This window comes from Bradyrhizobium sp. 134 (assembly GCF_023074155.1).
Classification (GTDB): domain Bacteria; phylum Pseudomonadota; class Alphaproteobacteria; order Rhizobiales; family Xanthobacteraceae; genus Bradyrhizobium.
Genome location: NZ_JADPKX010000016.1, coordinates 177,729 through 196,721 on the forward strand (window position 1 = coordinate 177,729; position 18,993 = coordinate 196,721).

An 18,993-nucleotide genomic window follows, 5' to 3' on the forward strand; every position below is an offset into this window, starting at 1 on the left:
AGGCCCGGACCCATTACCCCGGCTGCGGTCGCTACGCGTGGTCGCAGCTACTAACCTTTGCATCACATCCAACGGTGGCTATGGGTCCTGGCTTTCGCCAGGACGACGGTGGGGAGGGACGATGCGCCCTCCTCACTTCGATGCCGCCCCCTCACGCCTTGCCGTCGATCTCCGCGAACACCTCGCGCGCGATCCGAAAACTGTCGACCGCGGCCGGCATGCCACCATAGATTGCGACCTGCATCAGGATCTCGCGGATCTCGTCGCGGCTGACGCCGTTGGTGAGTGCGCCCTTCAGATGCGCGCGGAATTCGTGCTGACGATTGAGGATCGCGATCATCGCGATGTTGAGCATGCTGCGGGTCTTGCGCGGCAGCTCCTCGCGGCCCCACACCGTGCCCCAGCAATATTCGTTGAGCATCTCCTGGAACGGACGGTTGAAATCGTCGACGCTCTTCAGAGCGTTGTTGACATAGGCCTCGCCGAGCACCGCTTTGCGGACTTCCAGGCCCTTGTCGTGCATCTTCTTGTCCATGGCGTTTCCTTCTTTTTCCTTGGATGGCGGCGCGGAAATTACGGGGTTGCGGCGGGCCAGTCACGTCCTCGTGTTATGCGGGAAAAGGGGTGTCTCCCGTACAGGAACGGATGCCTCAGTGCTGCCGTTGTGGTACGCTTCTCTACCGGGCAACCTGGAGAGTTGATTGAACGGCGTCACCCCCGACCCGTCAGACCCGATCCGCGATGGCGACGCTCTGTCGCGGCTGAAGCTGGCGCAAGCCCTGCAACGGGCCACTTATGCCATCGCGTGGGAGCGTGCCTGGCCAAATTTGGCGCGGCTTCTTACCGTCGTCGGTCTGTTCCTGGTGGTGTCCTGGGCCGGCCTCTGGCTGGCGCTGCCGTCCATTGCCCGCGCCACCGGTCTTGTCGTTTTCGCCGGCGTTGCGATTGCCGTCCTGTTCCCATTGAGTCGCTTCCGCTGGCCGAGCCGCGAGGAGGCTCTGGCTCGGCTCGACCGCGGCTCTGGCATCCGTCATCGGCCGGCCACCACGCTGACGGACACGCTGAGCTCACAGGACCCGGTTGCGCAGGCCTTGTGGCGGGCGCAGCGCGAGCGCACGCTGGCTTCCATCAAGCGCATCCGCGCCGGTCTGCCGCAGCCCCGGCTCGCTCTGCATGACCCCTGGGCGTTGCGCGCGCTGGTCATGGTGATGCTGGTTGCGACCTTCTTCGCCGCCGGCGACGAGCGTGCGATGCGGCTCGGGGCCGCCTTCCACTGGAACGGCGTACTGGCGCCGACGAATGTTCGCGTCGATGCCTGGGTCACGCCACCGCTCTACACCGGCAAGCCGCCAATCATCCTGTCGGCGGCGAACAAGGAGGCCGCGGCGCTGCCGGCCAGCGGGCCGCTTGCCGTTCCCGCAGGCTCGACCCTGATCGTTCGCTCCTCCGGCGGCAGCCTTGATGTTGTCGTCTCCGGCGGCCTCAAGGAAGTCGCGCCCACAGAAGCCGCGCCCAAGGGTACCAACGAGAAGCATTTTGCCATCAGCGGCGACGGCACCGCGCATGTCCGCGCTCCCTCCGGCCAGCCGCAATGGGTGTTTGCGGCAACGCCGGACCGCGCGCCGACGATCGCGCTGGCCAAGGATCCCGAGCGCCAGGCCCGTGGCGGACTCCAGCTCACTTACAAGGTCGAGGACGATTACGGCGTCACTGGAGCCGACGCGCAAATCGGCCTGCGTCCCGTCGATGCCAAGGATGGCGTCAAGGATGGCGTCAAGGAGGCCGCCACGCGGCCGCTATTCCAGCCTCCGCAATTCCCACTCGTGCTGCCGAATGCGCGCACCCGAAACGGCGTCGGTCAGACGGTGAAGGACCTCAGCGAGGATCCCTATGCCGGCGCCGACGTCACGCTGACCCTCACCGCCAAGGACGAGGCGGGCAACGAGGCCAGGAGCGAGCCCTTCAACATGCGCCTGCCCGAGCGACTGTTCACCAACTCGCTCGCGCGCGCGCTGGTCGAGCAGCGCCGCATCCTCGCGCTCGACGCCAACAAGAACTCGGATGTCTACGCCGCGCTCGACGCGCTGATGATCGCACCCGAATTGTTCACGCCGGATGCGGGCTGCTATCTCGGCCTGCGCAGCCTGGCGCTGCAGCTGGAAGCCGCCCGCACCGACGACGCGATGCGCGATGTGGTGAAAAGCATGTGGGCGTTCGCGGTCACCGTCGAGGACGACGGTGTCGCCGGCAGCGTCAACGCCGCGCTGCGTTCGGCCCAGGACGCGCTCAAGCGGGCGCTGGAACGCGGCGCCAGCGAGGACGAGATCAAGGCGCTGACGCAAAAGCTTCGCGAGGCGATGGCCGGCAAGGTGCGCGATCTCGCCCGGCGCGCCGAGCAGAATCCGCTTGGACCCCGGCAGCCTTTCCCGGCAGAGGTTCAGCTCATCCTCGACAAGTCCGTCGAGCTGAAACAAAAGACCCAGAACGCCACGCCCGAGCAGCTCGAAGAGCTGGCGAAGCAGCAGGACGCATTGCGCGAGCAGCTTCAGGCCTATCGCAAGTCGGCGAACAACCGGGCGAAGGCGGGCAACGACGGGGCCAACCAGTCGACGCGAGACCGTAAATGCGGAAGCTAGCACGCGTGCCAGTCTTGAAGGCGATCTCGATCGCTTGTCTCGCCTTCCTGTTGGGAGGCGTCTCGCCCGTGGCTGCCCAGCAGGATCAGGATGTTGATGCCCTGCTCGATGGCGCTGAAAAGGCGATGCAGGATTCCGGCGACAGCCTCAGACAGAAGGAATCCGGTAAGAGCCTGAACAATCAATCCGATGCGATTCAGAAGCTCGAGGACTACAAGCGCGCGACGGAAAAGAGCCAATCCTCCAATCGCGATCGTTCCGTCATCACGCAGCGCGACCTGGACGAATTGCTGAAGCAAATCGAGAAGGCGGCGCGCGAAGGCAATAAAGAAGCGGCCCAGCGCATGCTCGAGCAGCTCGCGCAGATCATGGAAAATCTCCAGATGGCGCAGCCCGGGCAATCCGGCGACAGCGACATGGAGCAGGCGCTCAATGAGCTCAGCGACATGATCCGCAAGCAGCAGCAATTGCGCGACAAGACTTTCAAGCAGGGGCAGGATTCCCGGCGTGAGCGCTCGCGCGGCAAGCAGCAGGGCGACCAGTCGATGTCGGATCTCCAGCAGGATCAGCAGTCGCTGCGCGACCGGCTGAAGAAGCTGCAGGACGAGCTCGCCAAGCGCGGCCTCGCGCAGAAGGGGCAAAAGGGCCAGAAGAGCCAGGGCCAGAAAGGGCAAAAGGGTCAGCAGGGCGAGCAGGGACAGCCGGGCCAGGACGGCGATCAGGACGGTGACCAGGGCGATGACGACGGCAGTCTGGACGCCGCCGACGGGGCCATGGGCGATGCCGGCTCGCAGCTCGGCGAAGGCAATTCGGACGGTGCCGTGGACGCGCAAGGGAAAGCGCTCGAGGCCTTGCGCAAGGGCGCGCAGAAGATGGCCGAGGCGATGCAGCAGGGCGATGGCGACGGGCAGGGCGATGGTCCCGGCAACCGGCCCGGCCGTCAGCAGAGCGGCGGCAATCAGACCGATCCGCTCGGTCGCCCCCTTCACGGCCGCGATCTGAGCGACGACTACACGGTCAAGATCCCCGGCGAGATCGACGCCCAGCGCGTCCGCCGCATCCTCGAGGAGCTCCGGCGCCGCTTGGGGGATAGCTCGCGCCCGCAGATCGAGCTCGACTACATCGAGCGGCTGCTGAAGGATTTTTGAGTTCTCTGTCATCGCCCGGCTTACCGGGCGATCCAGTACTCGGAGACGGTTGTGATTCAATCGAGAGGCCGCGGCGTGCTGGATGCCCCGGTCAAGCCGGGGCATGACAGCGGAATACGCGGCGCCCCGACGCCGCTATCCCTTCTTCGCCGCCAGCGCATCCGCCACTGCCGTGCGGATGTCGGCGACCGAGAACGGCTTGGTTACGACGTCATGCACCAGCGCATTGAGGTTCGAGGCGCGCTCGCGCTGGTCGGCAAAGCCGGTCATCAGCAAAATGGTCAAATCGGGGAAATCGCGTGCGACGGAAAGCGCCAGCGCGATGCCGTCCATCACCGGCATCTGGATGTCGGTGAGCAGCAGGTCGAACCCGCCGTCCGCGCGCGTTAGGATTTCCAGCGCCTCGGCGCCGTCTTGCGCAGTGACGGTCTCGTGGCCGTCCATGGCGATGGCGCGCGCCACCAGCTGGCGCATCGAATCCTCGTCGTCGGCAATCAGGATTTTGGACATGAGACCAACCTTGGGATCAATCTCGCGACCAACTTTGCCTGCGAGACCTGCGAAATCGATTATACGCTGCCACCGGCGATGTCGCGCCGATTGAAGAAGCGAACGTCGATATTGCGGCCCTCCGGCGGCGGCGAGGCCAAACGCGAGCGGAAGAAAGCGCGCTCGCCGGGCTGTAGCACGGTCTGTTCCAGAACCGCGTTCCAGGCGTAGATTTCCGCGCCTTGCGCGTCGCGCACCGCGAAGCGCAACCGGGGAATGTCGAGCGGCTTCTTGCCCTGGCCCACGATCACGCCCTCGATCACCAGCACCTGCTTACCGTCCACGGTCTCGCTGGAGAGCTTGACGTCCTTGAAGGCCAGTGCGCGCAGATTAACTTCAAGGCCGACCATCCTGTAGAAGGCGGCCGTCTGCGGCAGCAGCCGCACCATATCGCCGCGCCAGATCACCAGCGCCAGCACCAGCGCGCCCATGGCGGCGCAGGCGGTCGGCAGGCCGAAATGGGATTTTCGCGGGGCCGCCGTGGCAACCGGGCGGCGCACTCGCGCGCCGCGGCGACTGCCGAACAGGCCACGGAACCAGGACTGGTGCTGCTCGCCGACGACTTCCTCCTCGACGGACCGGGCGGCTGCGGACCATTCGTCCTCGGCGTCGGTGGCTTCCTGGTCCGGCCAGTCGCTGGCGATCGAGGGGCTGTCAACGACAGGCGCGTCATCGGCGCCGTCGTCCTGGGCATAGGAGTTCCACTGCTCGGCGAGATCGGACTGGTCGTCGGCCCGGCTGGCCGCGGCCATGGCCGGGACAGATGCCTCCTCGATGGCATCCTCGGCATGGGCGACCCAGGTTTCCTTGCAACGGGAACAGCGCACGGTCCGGCCATTCGCCCCAAGGCTCGCGGGCTTGATGGCGTAGGATGTCGTACAATGAGGGCAGACGATATGCATGGACGAGCCTTGATGCATGGCCAAGTCGTGACGGTGACACGGTCGCGGAGAACCGAGCGGGAAAGATGCTACCAATTATGCTACAGGACGACCGTTAACGAACCGGAAACCATAACGGCCGCAAAACCCGCTGATCGCGTGGGGCGGAGCACAGCCGTGCGGCCCGCGGCCTCTCTCGAACGGAGCTGAGCTTGGTTCGGTTCGAAAATGTCGGATTGCGTTACGGCCTGGGGCCCGAGGTCCTGCGCGACCTCAACTTCCAGATTCCGGCGCATTCCTTCCAATTTCTCACCGGCCCGTCCGGCGCCGGTAAGACCTCATTGCTGCGCCTGTTGTTCCTGTCGCATCGCCCGACGCGCGGCCTCGTCAATTTGTTCGGTCACGACATCTCGCAACTGGGCAAGGACGAGATCGCAGACGTGCGCAAGCGCATCGGCATCGTGCTCCAGGATTTCCGCCTGCTTGACCACATGACCACCTATGAGAACGTCGCGCTGCCGTTCCGCGTCATGGGCCGCAGCGAATCGAGCTACCGCAAGGAGGTCATCGATCTGCTGAAATGGGTCGGGCTCGGCGAACGCATGGACGCGCTGCCGCCGATCCTGTCCGGCGGCGAGAAGCAGCGCGCGGCAATCGCGCGCGCGGTGATCTCGCGGCCGCAGCTGCTACTGGCCGACGAGCCGACCGGCAGCGTCGATCCGACGCTTGGCCGCCGCCTGCTGCGGCTGTTCATCGAGCTCAACAAGTCAGGCACCGCCGTCATCATCGCCACCCACGATATCGCCCTGATGGACCAGTACGAGGCGCGACGCTTCGTGCTGCACCAGGGACGGCTGCACGTCTATGAGTAGGCCCGACGAGCGCGGCGTGCTGGTCGATCTCGGGCAGGAGGGGCCGCCGCTTCCGGCCCGGGCGCGCAACATGTCGCCGATCGTGCCGCGCGCCTCGATCCACGGCCGCGCGCTCGTCGCCGTCGTCGCCATCATGACCTTCCTGGCCTCGATGACGACCGGCACGGTGCTGCTGGTGAGCGCCTCCGCCGCCGAATGGCAGTCGGATGTCGCGAGCGAGATCACCATCCAGGTCCGCCCGCAGACGGGCCGCGATCTCGAACGCGACACCGCGGCGGTGACCGAGGCCATGCGCGCGCAAGCCGGCATCGTCGAGGTCAAGCCGTTCACGAAGGACGAGAGCGGCAAGCTGCTCGAGCCCTGGCTCGGCACCGGGCTGTCGATGGACGATCTGCCGGTGCCGCGCATGATCATCGCGCGCGTGCAGCCCGGCACGGCGCTCGATCTCGGCGCTCTGCGCGCCCGCGTGACCCAGGTGGCACCAAGCGCCAGCGTCGACGATCACCGCGCCTGGATCGAGCGCATGCGCTCGATGACCAACGCCACCGTGCTCGCCGGCCTCGGCATCCTCGCGCTCGTCATCGTCGCCACCATCATCTCGGTGTCGTTCGCGACCCGGGGCGCCATGGCGGCGAACCGTCCGATCGTCGAGGTGCTGCATTTCGTGGGCGCCGGCGACCGCTATATCGCAAACCGCTTCCTGCGTCATTTTCTCAGGCTGGGGCTGGAGGGCGGCGTGATCGGCGGCGGCGCCGCCATGCTGGTGTTCGGCTTCTCGGAGTCGATTGCAGGCTGGTTTTCCGGCACCCCCGTCGGTGACCAGTTCGCCGCGCTGCTCGGCACCTTCTCGCTGCGGCCGTCCGGCTACATCGTGCTCGCGGTGCAGGCCGTGCTGATCGGCGCCATCACCGCGGTCGCCTCGCGCCAGACGCTGTTCGCGACGCTGAATGATGTCGATTGAGGCCGACAAACCGGACTCCACTTCGCCTCAAAACGTCCTAAAATCATCTCTGGGAAGGGATCACCGACATCACATGACCGCGCCGACCGACGATCGATCGCCGAAACTGCCGCGCGGCTGGCTGCGCGCGGCCGTGATGTCGACGATTGCGCTCGCCTTCGTCGGCGTGGCGGTGGGCTTCATCGCGTTTCTGTCGCAATTGCGCGGCGCCGAGATCGCGCCGGACCGCAAGGCGGACGGCATCGTGGTGCTGACCGGCGGCTCCTCGCGGGTGTCGGATGCGATGGAGCTGCTCGCTGCCGGCTACGGCAGGAGGCTCCTGATCTCCGGCGTGCACCCGACCTCGACGGCGAGCGACATCTCCCGGACGTTGCCGGAGAACCAGTCCTTCATGCGTTGCTGCGTCGATCTCGACCGCACCGCGGTCTCGACCCGCGGCAATGCCGCGGAGGCGCGGCGCTGGGCCGCGGGACGCGGCTTCAAATCACTGATCGTGGTCACCTCGAACTATCACATGCCGCGCGCGCTGGTGGAATTCTCGCATGCGATGCCGGAGACGACACTGATCCCGTTCGTTGTGGTCGGCGACAAATGGCGCGAGGAGCCGTGGTGGACCTCGTCGTCCACCTTGCGGCTGCTGCTGTCGGAATATGTCAAGTACATCGCGGCCGAGCTCAGGGTGCGGCTGGAGGATTTCGGGATTGACCTTTCGCCCGAGATGTCGGAGCAGCCTTCCGGGCTGCAGCCGAAGCGGCCCGCCACCGCACAGGCCAATTGATCGGCAACTGATCGGCAATTGATCGGATCCTCGATGTTCTTGATTTTCCTGCGATCGCTCGTCTTCAACGTGCTGTTCTACACCGTGCTGGTGTGCCTCGCGATCGTGGCGCTGCCGACCTTCGCGTTGCCGCCGCGCGCCATGCTCACGGTCGCGCAATGGTGGGCGAAGGCGACGCTGTTCCTGATGCGGGCGGTCTGCAACATCAAGGTGGAATTCCGCGGCCTCGACAAGATTCCGACGGGACCATTGGTCGTCGTGGCGAAGCATCAGTCGTTCTGGGAGACGTTCGTCTTGCCGGGCTTCTTCGACCGTCCGATTTTCATCCTCAAGCGTCAGCTCATGCAGATCCCGGTGTTCGGTCAGTTCCTGGTCAAGACCGGTATGATCGCGATCGACCGCAATGCCGGCGTCAAGGCGCTTTTGGACATGACGCGGCGGGCGCGCGAGGCGGTGCGCAGCGGCGGGCAGCTCGTGATCTTTCCCGAAGGCACGCGCCGCGCTCCGGGCGCGCCACCGGACTACAAAAGCGGCTTCGCGCAGATCTATTCGTCCTGCGGCGCGCCGTGCCTGCCGATCGCGCTCAATTCCGGCCTGTTCTGGCCGCGCCGCACCTTCATGCGCTATCCCGGCACGCTGGTGGTGGAGTTCCTCGATCCGCTGCCGCCGGGCTTGCCCAAGGACGAGTTTCTCTCCCGCGTGCAAACGGCGATCGAAGACGCGACCGGCCGCCTGGTCGAAGCGGGTCGCAAGGAGCAGGAGCAGCTGATCGGCTCGGCGCCGAGCTATGCGCCGTTGGAGAACTAGCGGTTTTCCCGATTGTCCACCGGAGCCGGGGCGTGCGGAGAATGCGCATCCCCATGCAGCATCATGGCAAGCTGATGCAGCTGCGCGTCGCGAAAGCCTTCGGCCTCGATCGCCTTCACCGTCGCGGTCACGTAGTCGCGGTTGGCGCCGGACTGGCCGTGGCCCTGGAGCACGTGGCGATGCTGGTCGGTGAGCGACAGCCGGCCGGCATATTGCACATGGCCGCGATCGACGACATAGGCGAGCGCGGAGACGCGCTGCCGCGCATCGTTCTCCAGCCACACCGAGCGCATGACTTCGCGATAGACCGACGTCACCTGCTCGCGCGCGCGCAAATAGGCGACGACGTCGGCGCGGTTCTTTTCGGCGACGCGGAAGGCGATGCCGCGGCAGGCGCCGCCGCGGTCGAGGCCGAGCACCAGACCCGGCTTCTCCGGCGTGCCACGGTGGACGAAGGAATAGACGCAGAGCGCGCGGTGCTCGCCGACCAGCCGCGCGGGGACGCGCTCCTCGAATTCGAAGCCCGGCCGCCACATCAGCGAGCCGTAGCCGAACACCCAGAGGTCGCCTTTGGCAGTGGTGACGGAGGGGATGGTGATTTCCGACATTTCGGGCACGGCTACCAGAACCGCGCCCCCAAGCGAAGCGAATTCTCCGCCTTTCGGAGCACGCCAACCTCGCTTACATTTGACAAAATCAGGGGTCAAAGGGTCGCCGCATGTCCGATATGACCATTGCCGCACGCCGGCGCTCCCGCTGGGGCCTTTTCATCGCCCCTGTCATCCTCCTGATCCTCGCGGTGGCGTGGAGCGGCTTCTGGTTCTATGCGGCGTCGCAGGCCGAAATCGCCGCCGATGCCTGGCGCGCGCAGGAGGCCAAATCCGGCCGCGTCTATGATTGCGCCAAGCGCTCGATCGCGGGCTTCCCCTTCCGCTTCGAGGTCCAGTGTTCGGGCGCCAGCGTCGCCCTGGTGTCGCAGAACGCCAGCAAGACGCCGTTCACGGCGAAGCTCGACAACATCCTGGTCGTCGCGCAGGTCTACGACCCCAAGCGCGTCATCGCGGAATTCACCGCGCCCGCGACGCTCACTGACGGCGTCACGCAGAGCACCTTCGTGGTGAACTGGAGCAAGGGTCGCAGCAGCGTGGTCGGCCTGCCCGCCGTGCCGGAGCGCGCCTCCATCGTATTCGAGGAGCCGACGGTCAATCGTGTCGACGGCAGCGTGCAGGTGCCGCTCGCGCGCGCGAAACAGGTCGAGCTGCATGGACGCCTCGCGGATGGATCGCCGTCCGATCATCCCGTGATCGAGACCGTGCTCCAGATCGCGCAGGGCAGTATCCAGGGCGTTCATCCGCTGCTCGCCGAGCCGTTCGAGGCCGACACGCGGGCGAAGATCACCGGACTGTCCGACCTCACGCCAAAGCCGTGGCCGCAGCGCTTCCGCGAGATCCAGGCCGCCGGCGGCCATATCGAGATCGTGCAGTCCCGGATCCAGCAGGGCGAGATGATCGCGGTTGCGGCCGGCACGCTCGGGCTCTCGGCCAACGGCCGTCTCGATGGCGAATTGCAGATGACGGTGACGGGCCTCGAGCGCGTGATCCCCGCGCTCGGCATCGAGAAGATGCTGGAGGAGGGGGTGCCGCAGGCGACCCTCGATCGCGTCGCGCCGGGCGTGAAGTCGCAGGACCTCAACAATCTGTTCGGTGCGCTCGACCGCGCCGTTCCCGGCCTCGGCAAGGTCATCAAGCAGAACGCCAATGCCGGCGTGGCCGCCGGCATCAATTCGATCGGCACCGAGAGCACGCTGGAAGGCAAGAAAGCTCGCAGCTTCCCGCTGAAGTTCGCCGACGGCGCCGTGCTGCTCGGCCCGGTCAAGGTCGGCCAGATCCCGCCGCTGTATTAGGTCGTGAATTCATAAATCGCCGGGCGGACAGCTTGGTCCGCCTGACGCGTTTGAAGCTGTGAACAGATGGCTTCCGAGGAGCGTCTTGTTAGCGTCAATGATGCAACCCGCGAGGTCCTCTCCGGCGTCGGGCGAGGAGTGTATCAGTTGCGGCTCGACAGGTAGCGTTCTGCCGCCCTATTGAAGACCAACTGCCGGCTCTAAAGTCGCGCCCAGATTATCTGGGGTTCGGGGGAAACAATGCGCGCGTTGAATTGTCTCGTGGCAGCATCGCTGCTCGTCGCCTCCCTTCAGACCGCAACCGCCAGGGATAGCGAACATTGGGTGGTGTCCTGGACGGGCGCGGTTCAGGGCCCATACCCCGTCGGCAATCCGTCTGCCCAGCCCGAACAGAAATTCGCGTTTCCCGAGCCTGCGGCCGGTGCGCGGGACCAGACTTTTCGCCTGATCGTGCGGCCGGATATCTGGGGCCGTCAGGCCCGCATCCGGCTCAGCAACGTCTTCGGCACCAAACCCGTCACGTTTGACGGCGTTTACGTCGGCCTGCAGTCGGGTAGTGCCGCGTTGATCCGCGGCTCCAACACTCCCATTACGTTCGCCGGCACGGCTTCCGTTACGGTGTCGCCGGGGAATTCGGTCTGGAGCGATGCGATCACGCTGCCGTTTGCAAAGCGGCCCGATGATCTCGCCGGCCGCCGGCTTGCGGTCAGTTTTCATGTCGCCGGCCAGAGCGGTCCGATGACCTGGCACGCCAAAGCGCTGACTACTTCCTATGTCAGTGCGCCGGGCGCCGGCGCGAAGGGCGCCCTCGAAGACGAGGCTTCCTTCCCCTATGCGACTGCGTCGTGGTTCTTTCTCGATGCGATCGAGATGACTGCGCCTGCCGATGCCTTCGCCATCATGGCGTTTGGGGATTCGATTACCGACGGGACCGCCTCAACCATGAACGGCGACGATCGCTGGCCCAACGTGCTGTCGCGTCGCCTGAAGGCGGTCTACGGCAACAAGGTCGCCGTCGTGAATGGCGGCATCGGTGGCAACCAAATCGCAGGCCCCGCCGAATATGGTCCCGACAAACCGTACGCGGGTGGCCCCGCTTCGGGTCAGCGGCTCGATCGCGACGTGCTGTCGCTGTCCGGCATATCGAGCCTGATCTGGCTGGAAGGCATCAACGATTTCAGCAAGAACGGCAATTTTACCGCCGATCAGGTCATTGCCGCGATGAAGGACGGCGTCGCGAGGTTACGTGCAAAATGGCCGCAAGCCCGGATCATCGGCGCCACCGTCGTTTCGGCATTGGGCAGCACCAGCGCGGCACATGGTTTTCCCGAGCAGGATGACAAGCGCAAGGCGCTCAACGCATTTATCCGTAGCTCGGGGACATTCGACGGTGTGATAGATTTTGATCGCGCGACGCTCGACCCGGCTTCGGGTGGCCTCAAGCCGGAGTTCGTTCCCGAAAGTACGACAGGCGGCGCCGGCGACAAGCTTCATCCCAACCGCACCGGATATCTGGCGATGGGACAGGCCATCGACCTCGATCTGTTCAAGCCGGGAAAGTTTGGTCGCAGCGCGAAGCAGTAGGATGAATTCAGAGTCGCCTCTCTCCATTCGCTGCCCTCAGTTGTCGTAACTCCCTCCATGCGGGTTACGAGCTGAACTCACGGCCGCTTCGCCGGATCGTGATGACCCGCCGGGAATGCGGAGCCGCAAACTCCGCTCTCTCTCCATGTCGGCCGCACGATGATGCGGTCGCCCCAGGCAGGAGAGATAATCATGATCAAGTCCAAACTGTTCGTTGCCGTCGTCGCCATCTCGGCCGCGATCGCGACGCCCGCCTTCGCGCAGTGGCAATGGCAGTCGCAGGAGCCGGCCGCCTACGCCTCGATGTATCCGAATGGTGATCGCAACATCTCGAATCCCACGACGCGGGAGACGATGGCATTCGTCCCCTCGCCGAAATCACCGCGCCCAACGGTGATGCGCGCGACCAAGGGCAAATAGCCGCCGTCCCACCACTTGCCCGTCGCGAACTGGGCCCGGTCATGTCCCGGCCGGGCCCAATGCGCGTTGCCTTGAACGTGGCTTTGGACAATCGCGCGTGCGGATCGGCAGCCAACGAAAAGTATTCCGAACAGGATCGTCAGGAAAACGTGATGCAGAAGATGCACGGCGCCGCGAATAACCGCAGCCGCATTCAAATCACTCCACACCAGGGAAGCATGCATGCGCCGGAGACGGCGCGCGGAATCCAATCCACTTCCCAAATGGAGGAAGCTTCAAGTGCGGATCATCAATTGCGGACTGATGCTGGGTATTCTCGCTGCCTGTTCCGGGCAGGCGCGTGCCGACGACAATGTCACAACCGAAATCCAGTCGCTGAAGGCCAAGCTGAAGGAGCTGCAGCAACGCGTGGACTCGGAGGCGCGCAAGACGCGGCAGGCTGAAGCGCAGGCGAAGGCCGTTCAGTTGCCGGCAAGTTACAAGGCGCTCGCCGCCGATCCATGTGCGGCCGGCAAGGTCTGCTACAAGGGCGTGACTTTGACCTTCGGTGGCTGGGTCGATCTCACCGGTATCTACCGCTCGCGCAATCTCGCCTCCGATACCGGCTCGGTCTACAACTTCATCCCCTATCAGCAGAGCCGCAACTTCAACATTCCGGAAACGCGCTTCTCCGCGCGGCAGAGCAGGTTCTCGGTGCTGGCCGAGGGCAATGCCGATGCCGACACGCACCTCGCGGGCTATGGCGAGATCGATTTCGAAGGTGCGGCTCAGACGGCGAGCTCGGTTGCGACCAACTCGTTCAATCCGCGCATGCGGCAGCTCAGTCTGGAACTGGACCGCAGCGATCTCGGTCTTCACTTCCTCGCCGGGCAATCCTGGTCGCTCAACGCGCCGACCAAGTCCGGCATCGATCCTCGTGGCGTCGATGCGCCCGGCGTGATCGACTTCGAATCCGTTCCGGGATTTCTTGCGGCACGCCAGCCCGGGCTGCGCGTCTGGCAGGACATCGGACCGGAGTTCAAGCTGGCTGCCTCGGTCGAGAATGCCCAGACAGCGTTCTTCGGCGGCAACGTCCCGGCCGTCGGCACACCCGCCATCGGACCACAGGGCGTGCTGAACCCGAACCTTCAGGTCAATCTGACCGGTCCCGGCGGCAGCTTCTTCAACAACCTCAACAATGTCAGTCTGAATCAGGTGCCCGACATCACCGTCAAGGCAGCGTGGGACCCACGGCTCGGGCCCACCAAGCTGCATGTCGAGGCGTGGGCGCTCTACCGCCAGCTGTTCGATCGCTTCAACAACGCCAACCACACCTACGACACCGGAAGCTTCGGTGGACACATCTTCGCCGAGCTGATTCCGAAAACCCTCGATCTTCAGCTCTATGGCTCGCACGGCGTGCTCGGCCGCTTCACGGCAACGCCGTTCCCCGACGCGGCGGTGGCGCAGGACGGCACCATCCTCCCGCTGACGATCACGGCGGCCGCCGTCGGCCTGATCTGGCACGCGACGCCCAGCCTCGATGTCTACTCCTATGCAGGCCTCGAAAAGGCCAAGGCGAATTTCGCCAATGTTGGAACGGTGCCCTTCGGCTACGGCAATCCGCTCTACAACAACACCGGCTGCTTGACCGAGAACTCGCCGGCCGCGACCTGCAACGGCAACACCAGGGAGGTCCGGCAGATCACGGCGGGAGTCTACGACACAATCTACCAGGGCAGTTACGGCACGCTCAAAGCCGGCCTGCAATATTCCTACACGCAGCGGTTCGCGTTCGCGGGCGTCGGCGGTGCGCCGAAGACAGACGACAACGTCGTCATGACGCAGATCCGGTACTATCCGTTCTAATCACGGAGCCACGCGGGCTCGTAGCCTGGATGGAGCGAAGCGCAATCCGGGAATCCTGTCTCAAGCGACGGCGGTCCCGGATTACGCTTGCGCTCCATCCGGGCTACTTCAGTGCTACGGCTTGTTGCCGAGCTGCGCGTGCGGCCGGCCGAAGTCGGGCGCGGCCGAGTCCTGGCCGATTTCGACGATGCCGCGGCGGATGGCGCGGGTGCGGGTGAAGTGGTCGAACAGTGCCTCGCCGTCGCCGCGGCGGATCGCGCGGGTGAGCTTTGCCAGATCCTCGGTGAAGGTGCCGAGCATCTCCAGCACGGCTTCCTTGTTGGCGAGGAAGACGTCGCGCCACATCGTCGGATCGGATGCCGCGATGCGCGTGAAGTCGCGAAAGCCGCCGGCGGAGAACTTGATGACCTCGGACTCCGTCACCTGCGCCAGCTCGTCGGCGGTGCCGACGATGGTGTAGGCGATCAGATGCGGCAGATGGCTGGTGATCGCGAGCACGAGATCATGATGATCCGGCGTCATGATTTCGACCTTGGCGCCCATCGCCGCCCAGAACGCACGCAGGCGATCGGTGGCAGCCGCATCAACGCCCTCCGGCGGGGTGAGGATGCACCAGCGGTTGATGAAGAGCTCGGCGAAGCCGGAATCGGGGCCCGAATGCTCGGTGCCTGCGACGGGATGCGCCGGCACGAAATGGATACCTTTCGGCAGATGCGGCGCCATATCCCTGACGATGGCGCCCTTGACCGAGCCGACGTCGGAGATGATCGCGCCGGGCTTGAGATGCGGGGCGATCTCCTGCGCCACCGGGCCGCAGGCGCCGACGGGAATGCAGAGGATAACGAGATCGGCGTCCTTCACGGCTTCTGCATTGGTCGCCACGACCTGATCGACGATGCCGAGCTCCATCACGCGTGCGCGCGTCTTCTCCGAGCGCGCGGTGGTGACGATCTCGGAAGCCAGGCCCTGGAGCTTCGCGGCGCGCGCGATCGAGCCGCCGATCAGGCCGAAGCCGATCAGCGCGACGCGCTGGAAGTGCGGGGTCGCGCTCATCGTCCGGCCATGAAGTCGCGCAGGCCCTCGACGACGAGGCGGTTGGCCTCCTCGGTGCCGATGGTCATGCGCAGCGAATGCGGCAGGCCGTAGTTCTTCAAGCCGCGCAGCACCAGCCCGCGCCTGGTGAGGAAGGCGTCGGCTGCGTCCGAGGTCTTGCCCTCGGTCGGGAAGTGGATCAGCACGAAATTGGCGACGCTCGGCGTCACCTTCAGCCCGAGCTTGCCGATCTCCTCGGTCAGCCAGTTGCGCCAGGTCTCGGTGAACTGCTTCGACATGGCCTGGTGCGCGGTGTCCTCGATCGCGGCAACGGCGGCGTACATGGCCGGCGTCGATACGTTGAAGGGACCTCGGATGCGGTTGACCGCATCGATGATGTGCTCGGGGCCGAACATCCAGCCGATGCGCAGTGCCGCAAGACCATGGATCTTGGAGAAGGTGTGGGTCACCACCGTGTTTTCGGTGGTCGCGACCAGCTCGATCCCCATCTCGTAATCGTTGCGCGAGACGTAGTCGCAATAGGCTGCGTCCAGCACCAGCAGCACGTGCGAGGGCAGGCCGGCGCGCAGGCGCTTGACCTCGTCGAACGGCACATAGGTGCCGGTCGGGTTGTTGGGGTTGGCGAGCCAGACCAGCTTTGTCTTCGGCGTCACCGCCTTGAGGATGGCGTCGACATCGCAGGTGAGGTTCTTCTCGGCCGCGATGACATTCTTCGCGCCGACCGCCATGGTCGCGATCGGGTAGACCAGGAAGCCATGCGTGGTCGAGATCGCCTCGTCACCGTGGCTGAGATAGGTGTGGGCGAGCAGGTTGAGGATCTCGTCCGAGCCGGCGCCGCAGATGATGCGGTTGGGATCGAGCCCGAAGGTGCGCCCGATCGCTTCGCGCAGCACGCGCGAGGTCCCTTCCGGATAGTCTTCCAGATGATCCGCCACGTTCTTGAACGCCTCGATCGCCTTCGGCGAGGGCCCGAACGGCGTCTCGTTGGCCGAAAGCTTGAACACCTTGCGGCCGGGCTCTGCCACTGGAGTCTTGCCGGGCGTGTAGGGTGCAATATCGAGAATGCCGGGATTCGGCACGGGGCGGGACATCTTCAACTCCGGACTGGCTTAAGCGTTTCGCGACTTACGATTTCGACCCGGTCGGGGGCACCGTATAGCGCGTTGCGTGGCTGCCGACGAGGGCCGTGGAGCGCACCGAGGCCCCCGCTTCGATCAGGGCAGCCTTGATCTTGTCGATGTTGCTTGTCGCGGTGACCGAGACCAGCAGCGCGGCACCGTCGAAGGCGGTGTCGGGCACCGCCACGATCTCGGCGAGCGGCGACAGGGCGCGCGCGACCTCCGCATTCCACCCAGAGACGCGGACGCTGAAGGTCTCGACCTCCGTCACCAGGGCGCTGTCGGCGACGCGCGAGACCGCGAACACGGGCAACGCCGCCGGATGGTCGGCGCGCTCGACAAAGGGCAGCCGCGCGATGATCTTTGGTGCGCCGGCTTCTTCCAGCGACAGCCACCACGGCGTGCGGCTCGAAGTCGCCGAGACCAGCGCCAGATCGCCCTTGGACTTCGCGACGGCCTCGACCGCCGCCTGCGCGCTGAAATGCGCGACGTAAGGCACCGTGAAGCCGAAATGGAATCGCGCGGAATCGCGCATGGCCGGCTCGCTCGCCGAGATGTCGGCGTGCACCGAGAACGGGGCCTGGACATAGGTGAAGGTCGCGATGATGACGCGCCAGATGCTCTCGACCGTATCGAGCGGCAGGATGCCGCGATGACGCTGCACGAGGTCGCGCATCATGGAGGCCTCACGTGCCGGGCGGAACGCCGAGCCGACCTCCTGGGTCTGCTTCACATGGATCAGGCGGTCGATGATGTCGCCGCGTTGCATCAGCAGGCGATGCATGCCCTCGTCGATCGCGTCGATCTCCTTGCGCAATTCCTGGAGTGATGGTGGCGCGGGCGGACGTTGGGACATGTCTGACAGGTGCTGTTGAGAGGCGTTCCAATGCGGATCAGTCGAGCCGTCACCGCTGTGATGGATATCCTGATTAGGCAGTCGGGGCTGCGAAAGCAAAGAGAAATGCAAAGGGAAATCGGGCCCTTTCCGCCCGTGGCGCGACAGGCGAATTTGGCTGATCCGGGCCGTGACTTGACGAAAACCGTCCAAGACGGTAGTTTTTACCCGTTCCGTGGTCATTTGAGCCGGCCGGCTTGCAGCCACGTTAAAAAACTCGCTAAACAGGCCGGGGACGCTTTCGATCCCGGCCGAACCTATCGTTCAGGCCGGGTTTTTCATGGCCTGATGTCAATGCGGTCACCACGACGACCGCAAACGAGGTCGATGGTCAGATGGTTGGCGTCCAGTCAATTCCGAGTCCCGCGATCACCGCCGACGAGCGGTCGCACGAGGTGGATCATCCGAGTTCGCACGTCGCGCAGTTTGGCTTGGAACAGCCGCTGCGGCTCGATTGCGGTGTCGATCTCAGCCCGTTCCAGATCGCCTACCAGACCTATGGCGAGCTGAATGCCGATCGCTCCAACGCGATCCTGATCTGCCATGCGTTGACCGGCGACCAGCACGTCGCCAATGTGCACCCTGTCACCGGCAAGCCCGGCTGGTGGGAGACTTTGGTCGGCTCGGGCCGACCGCTCGATCCCAGCGAGTATTTTATCATCTGCTCCAACGTGATCGGCGGCTGCATGGGCTCGACCGGTCCGGCTTCGATCAATCCGGCGACCGGCAAGGTTTGGGGCCTCGATTTCCCCGTCATCACCATCCCCGACATGGTGCGCGCGCAGGCGATGCTGATCGACCGGCTCGGCATCGACACGCTGTTCGCAGTCGTCGGCGGCTCGATGGGCGGCATGCAAGTGCTGCAATGGACGGCGGCGTATCCGAGCCGGGTGTTCTCCGCGCTGGCGATCGCCTGCTCGACACGACATTCGGCGCAGAACATCGCGTTCCACGAGCTTGGCCGCCAGGCGGTGATGGCCGATCCCGATTGGCACCATGGCGGCTATGCCGATCAAGGTATCCATCCGCATCGTGGGCTCGCTGTCGCCCGGATGGCGGCGCACATCACCTATCTCTCCGACGCCGCGCTGCATCGCAAATTCGGACGGCGGATGCAGGACCGCGAGCTGCCGACTTTCTCGTTCGACGCCGACTTCCAGGTCGAGTCCTACCTGCGCTACCAGGGCTCGTCCTTTGTCGAACGCTTCGATGCCAACTCCTATCTCTATCTGACCCGCGCGATGGATTATTTCGACATCGCCGGCGACCATGGCGGCGTGCTGGCGAAGGCGTTCGCGGGAATCCAGACCCGGTTCTGCGTGGTCTCCTTCACCAGCGACTGGCTGTTCCCGACCTCGGAATCGCGCGCACTGGTGCACGCGTTGAATGCGTCGAGCGCGCGGGTGTCGTTCGCCGAGATCGAGACCGATCGCGGTCACGACGCGTTCCTCCTCGACGTGCCCGAGTTCTTCGACATCGGCCGTGCGTTCCTGCAGTCGGCAGGCAAGGCGCGCGGGCTCACCGCCAAGAAAGCTTAAAG

The 18,993-nt window shown here is 65.1% G+C and carries 18 protein-coding genes and 1 riboswitch; of the genes, 11 read left to right on the forward strand and 7 right to left on the reverse strand.

Features of this window, described 5'->3' with window-relative positions:
- Nucleotides 1-151 precede the first annotated feature (151 nt).
- Nucleotides 152-535: a carboxymuconolactone decarboxylase family protein gene (locus IVA75_RS06530; RefSeq protein WP_027514149.1), complete on the reverse strand. Its 384-nt coding sequence runs from the start codon at nt 533-535 to the stop codon at nt 152-154.
- 166 nt (nt 536-701) lie between these two features.
- On the opposite strand from IVA75_RS06530, the gene IVA75_RS06535 reads away from it, so the two are divergent.
- Together IVA75_RS06535 and IVA75_RS06540 are read left to right on the forward strand one after the other, a co-directional pair.
- On the forward strand, nt 702-2,636 hold the full coding sequence (locus IVA75_RS06535) for a TIGR02302 family protein (protein ID WP_247285825.1): 1,935 nt from the start codon (nt 702-704) through the stop codon (nt 2,634-2,636).
- Nucleotides 2,624-3,784, forward strand: a complete 1,161-nt coding sequence (locus tag IVA75_RS06540; RefSeq protein ID WP_247285827.1) for a DUF4175 family protein — start codon at nt 2,624-2,626, stop codon at nt 3,782-3,784. The genes IVA75_RS06535 and IVA75_RS06540 overlap by 13 nt, the downstream gene beginning before the upstream one ends.
- Before the next feature lie 135 nt (nt 3,785-3,919).
- Here the strand turns inward: IVA75_RS06540 and IVA75_RS06545 are convergent, their stop codons facing one another.
- On the reverse strand, nt 3,920-4,294 hold the full coding sequence (locus IVA75_RS06545; RefSeq protein ID WP_027565610.1) for a response regulator: 375 nt from the start codon (nt 4,292-4,294) through the stop codon (nt 3,920-3,922).
- A 59-nt stretch (nt 4,295-4,353) separates the two neighbouring features.
- The gene (locus IVA75_RS06550; protein ID WP_247285854.1) at nt 4,354-5,235 is read right to left on the reverse strand and encodes an MJ0042-type zinc finger domain-containing protein; all 882 of its coding nucleotides are present in this window, start codon (nt 5,233-5,235) and stop codon (nt 4,354-4,356) included.
- Between the two features lie 191 nt (nt 5,236-5,426).
- On the opposite strand from IVA75_RS06550, the gene ftsE reads away from it, so the two are divergent.
- The 4 genes from ftsE (at nt 5,427) to IVA75_RS06570 (ending at nt 8,632) form a co-directional block, all read left to right on the forward strand.
- On the forward strand, nt 5,427-6,086 hold the full coding sequence (gene ftsE, locus IVA75_RS06555; RefSeq protein WP_247285829.1) for a cell division ATP-binding protein FtsE: 660 nt from the start codon (nt 5,427-5,429) through the stop codon (nt 6,084-6,086).
- Nucleotides 6,079-7,047 carry an ABC transporter permease gene (locus tag IVA75_RS06560; RefSeq protein WP_027514144.1) on the forward strand — a complete coding sequence of 323 codons (969 nt, stop codon included), beginning with the start codon at nt 6,079-6,081 and terminating at the stop codon, nt 7,045-7,047. The genes ftsE and IVA75_RS06560 overlap by 8 nt, the downstream gene beginning before the upstream one ends.
- Before the next feature lie 73 nt (nt 7,048-7,120).
- Complete coding sequence (locus tag IVA75_RS06565; protein WP_247285831.1) at nt 7,121-7,825, forward strand: YdcF family protein; 705 nt, start codon at nt 7,121-7,123, stop codon at nt 7,823-7,825.
- A gap of 33 nt (nt 7,826-7,858) precedes the next feature.
- Complete coding sequence (locus tag IVA75_RS06570) at nt 7,859-8,632, forward strand: lysophospholipid acyltransferase family protein (protein WP_027565607.1); 774 nt, start codon at nt 7,859-7,861, stop codon at nt 8,630-8,632.
- On the opposite strand, the gene IVA75_RS06575 is transcribed toward IVA75_RS06570, so the two are convergent.
- Nucleotides 8,629-9,240: a gamma-glutamylcyclotransferase gene (locus IVA75_RS06575; RefSeq protein ID WP_247285833.1), complete on the reverse strand. Its 612-nt coding sequence runs from the start codon at nt 9,238-9,240 to the stop codon at nt 8,629-8,631. The genes IVA75_RS06570 and IVA75_RS06575 overlap by 4 nt on opposite strands.
- Before the next feature lie 110 nt (nt 9,241-9,350).
- Between IVA75_RS06575 and IVA75_RS06580 the strand changes: the two genes are divergently transcribed.
- The 4 genes from IVA75_RS06580 to IVA75_RS06595 all read left to right on the forward strand — a co-directional run bounded on the left by IVA75_RS06580 (nt 9,351) and on the right by IVA75_RS06595 (nt 14,387).
- Nucleotides 9,351-10,535, forward strand: a complete 1,185-nt coding sequence (locus IVA75_RS06580; RefSeq protein ID WP_247285835.1) for a DUF2125 domain-containing protein — start codon at nt 9,351-9,353, stop codon at nt 10,533-10,535.
- Nucleotides 10,536-10,775: 240 nt separating this feature from the next.
- On the forward strand, nt 10,776-12,119 hold the full coding sequence (locus IVA75_RS06585; RefSeq protein WP_247285837.1) for a GDSL-type esterase/lipase family protein: 1,344 nt from the start codon (nt 10,776-10,778) through the stop codon (nt 12,117-12,119).
- Between the two features lie 192 nt (nt 12,120-12,311).
- On the forward strand, nt 12,312-12,539 hold the full coding sequence (locus IVA75_RS06590; RefSeq protein ID WP_027565603.1) for a hypothetical protein: 228 nt from the start codon (nt 12,312-12,314) through the stop codon (nt 12,537-12,539).
- Nucleotides 12,540-12,818: 279 nt separating this feature from the next.
- On the forward strand, nt 12,819-14,387 hold the full coding sequence (locus tag IVA75_RS06595) for a hypothetical protein (protein ID WP_247285838.1): 1,569 nt from the start codon (nt 12,819-12,821) through the stop codon (nt 14,385-14,387).
- Nucleotides 14,388-14,501: 114 nt separating this feature from the next.
- On the opposite strand, the gene IVA75_RS06600 is transcribed toward IVA75_RS06595, so the two are convergent.
- Genes IVA75_RS06600 through IVA75_RS06610 form a run of 3 tightly spaced genes read right to left on the reverse strand, consistent with a single transcriptional unit; the run spans nt 14,502 to nt 17,414 of the window.
- On the reverse strand, nt 14,502-15,440 hold the full coding sequence (locus tag IVA75_RS06600) for a prephenate/arogenate dehydrogenase family protein (protein WP_027565601.1): 939 nt from the start codon (nt 15,438-15,440) through the stop codon (nt 14,502-14,504).
- Entirely contained in the window at nt 15,437-16,531 is a 1,095-nt protein-coding gene (gene hisC / locus IVA75_RS06605) for a histidinol-phosphate transaminase (protein ID WP_247285839.1), read from the reverse strand. Before hisC ends, IVA75_RS06600 begins: the two co-directional genes overlap by 4 nt.
- Nucleotides 16,532-16,565: 34 nt before the next feature.
- Complete coding sequence (locus IVA75_RS06610) at nt 16,566-17,414, reverse strand: chorismate mutase (protein WP_247285840.1); 849 nt, start codon at nt 17,412-17,414, stop codon at nt 16,566-16,568.
- A 204-nt stretch (nt 17,415-17,618) separates the two neighbouring features.
- A riboswitch (SAM riboswitch) is annotated at nt 17,619-17,698 on the forward strand.
- A 90-nt stretch (nt 17,699-17,788) separates the two neighbouring features.
- Here IVA75_RS06610 and IVA75_RS06615 point away from each other — a divergent pair.
- On the forward strand, nt 17,789-18,991 hold the full coding sequence (locus IVA75_RS06615) for a homoserine O-acetyltransferase (protein ID WP_027565598.1): 1,203 nt from the start codon (nt 17,789-17,791) through the stop codon (nt 18,989-18,991).
- The last annotated feature ends 2 nt before the right edge of the window (nt 18,992-18,993 follow it).

Bases quoted from the DNA above. Each gene is read 5' to 3' on its own strand.
- IVA75_RS06530 (WP_027514149.1), bottom strand. From the start codon at position 535: ATGGACAAGAAGATGCACGACAAGGGCCTGGAAGTCCGCAAAGCGGTG.
- IVA75_RS06540 (WP_247285827.1), top strand. From the start codon at position 2,624: ATGCGGAAGCTAGCACGCGTGCCAGTCTTGAAGGCGATCTCGATCGCT.
- IVA75_RS06545 (WP_027565610.1), bottom strand. From the start codon at position 4,294: ATGTCCAAAATCCTGATTGCCGACGACGAGGATTCGATGCGCCAGCTG.
- IVA75_RS06550 (WP_247285854.1), bottom strand. From the start codon at position 5,235: ATGCATATCGTCTGCCCTCATTGTACGACATCCTACGCCATCAAGCCC.
- IVA75_RS06560 (WP_027514144.1), top strand. From the start codon at position 6,079: ATGAGTAGGCCCGACGAGCGCGGCGTGCTGGTCGATCTCGGGCAGGAG.
- IVA75_RS06565 (WP_247285831.1), top strand. From the start codon at position 7,121: ATGACCGCGCCGACCGACGATCGATCGCCGAAACTGCCGCGCGGCTGG.
- IVA75_RS06570 (WP_027565607.1), top strand. From the start codon at position 7,859: ATGTTCTTGATTTTCCTGCGATCGCTCGTCTTCAACGTGCTGTTCTAC.
- IVA75_RS06575 (WP_247285833.1), bottom strand. From the start codon at position 9,240: ATGTCGGAAATCACCATCCCCTCCGTCACCACTGCCAAAGGCGACCTC.
- IVA75_RS06580 (WP_247285835.1), top strand. From the start codon at position 9,351: ATGTCCGATATGACCATTGCCGCACGCCGGCGCTCCCGCTGGGGCCTT.
- IVA75_RS06585 (WP_247285837.1), top strand. From the start codon at position 10,776: ATGCGCGCGTTGAATTGTCTCGTGGCAGCATCGCTGCTCGTCGCCTCC.
- IVA75_RS06590 (WP_027565603.1), top strand. From the start codon at position 12,312: ATGATCAAGTCCAAACTGTTCGTTGCCGTCGTCGCCATCTCGGCCGCG.
- IVA75_RS06600 (WP_027565601.1), bottom strand. From the start codon at position 15,440: ATGAGCGCGACCCCGCACTTCCAGCGCGTCGCGCTGATCGGCTTCGGC.
- hisC (WP_247285839.1), bottom strand. From the start codon at position 16,531: ATGTCCCGCCCCGTGCCGAATCCCGGCATTCTCGATATTGCACCCTAC.
- IVA75_RS06610 (WP_247285840.1), bottom strand. From the start codon at position 17,414: ATGTCCCAACGTCCGCCCGCGCCACCATCACTCCAGGAATTGCGCAAG.
- IVA75_RS06615 (WP_027565598.1), top strand. From the start codon at position 17,789: ATGGTTGGCGTCCAGTCAATTCCGAGTCCCGCGATCACCGCCGACGAG.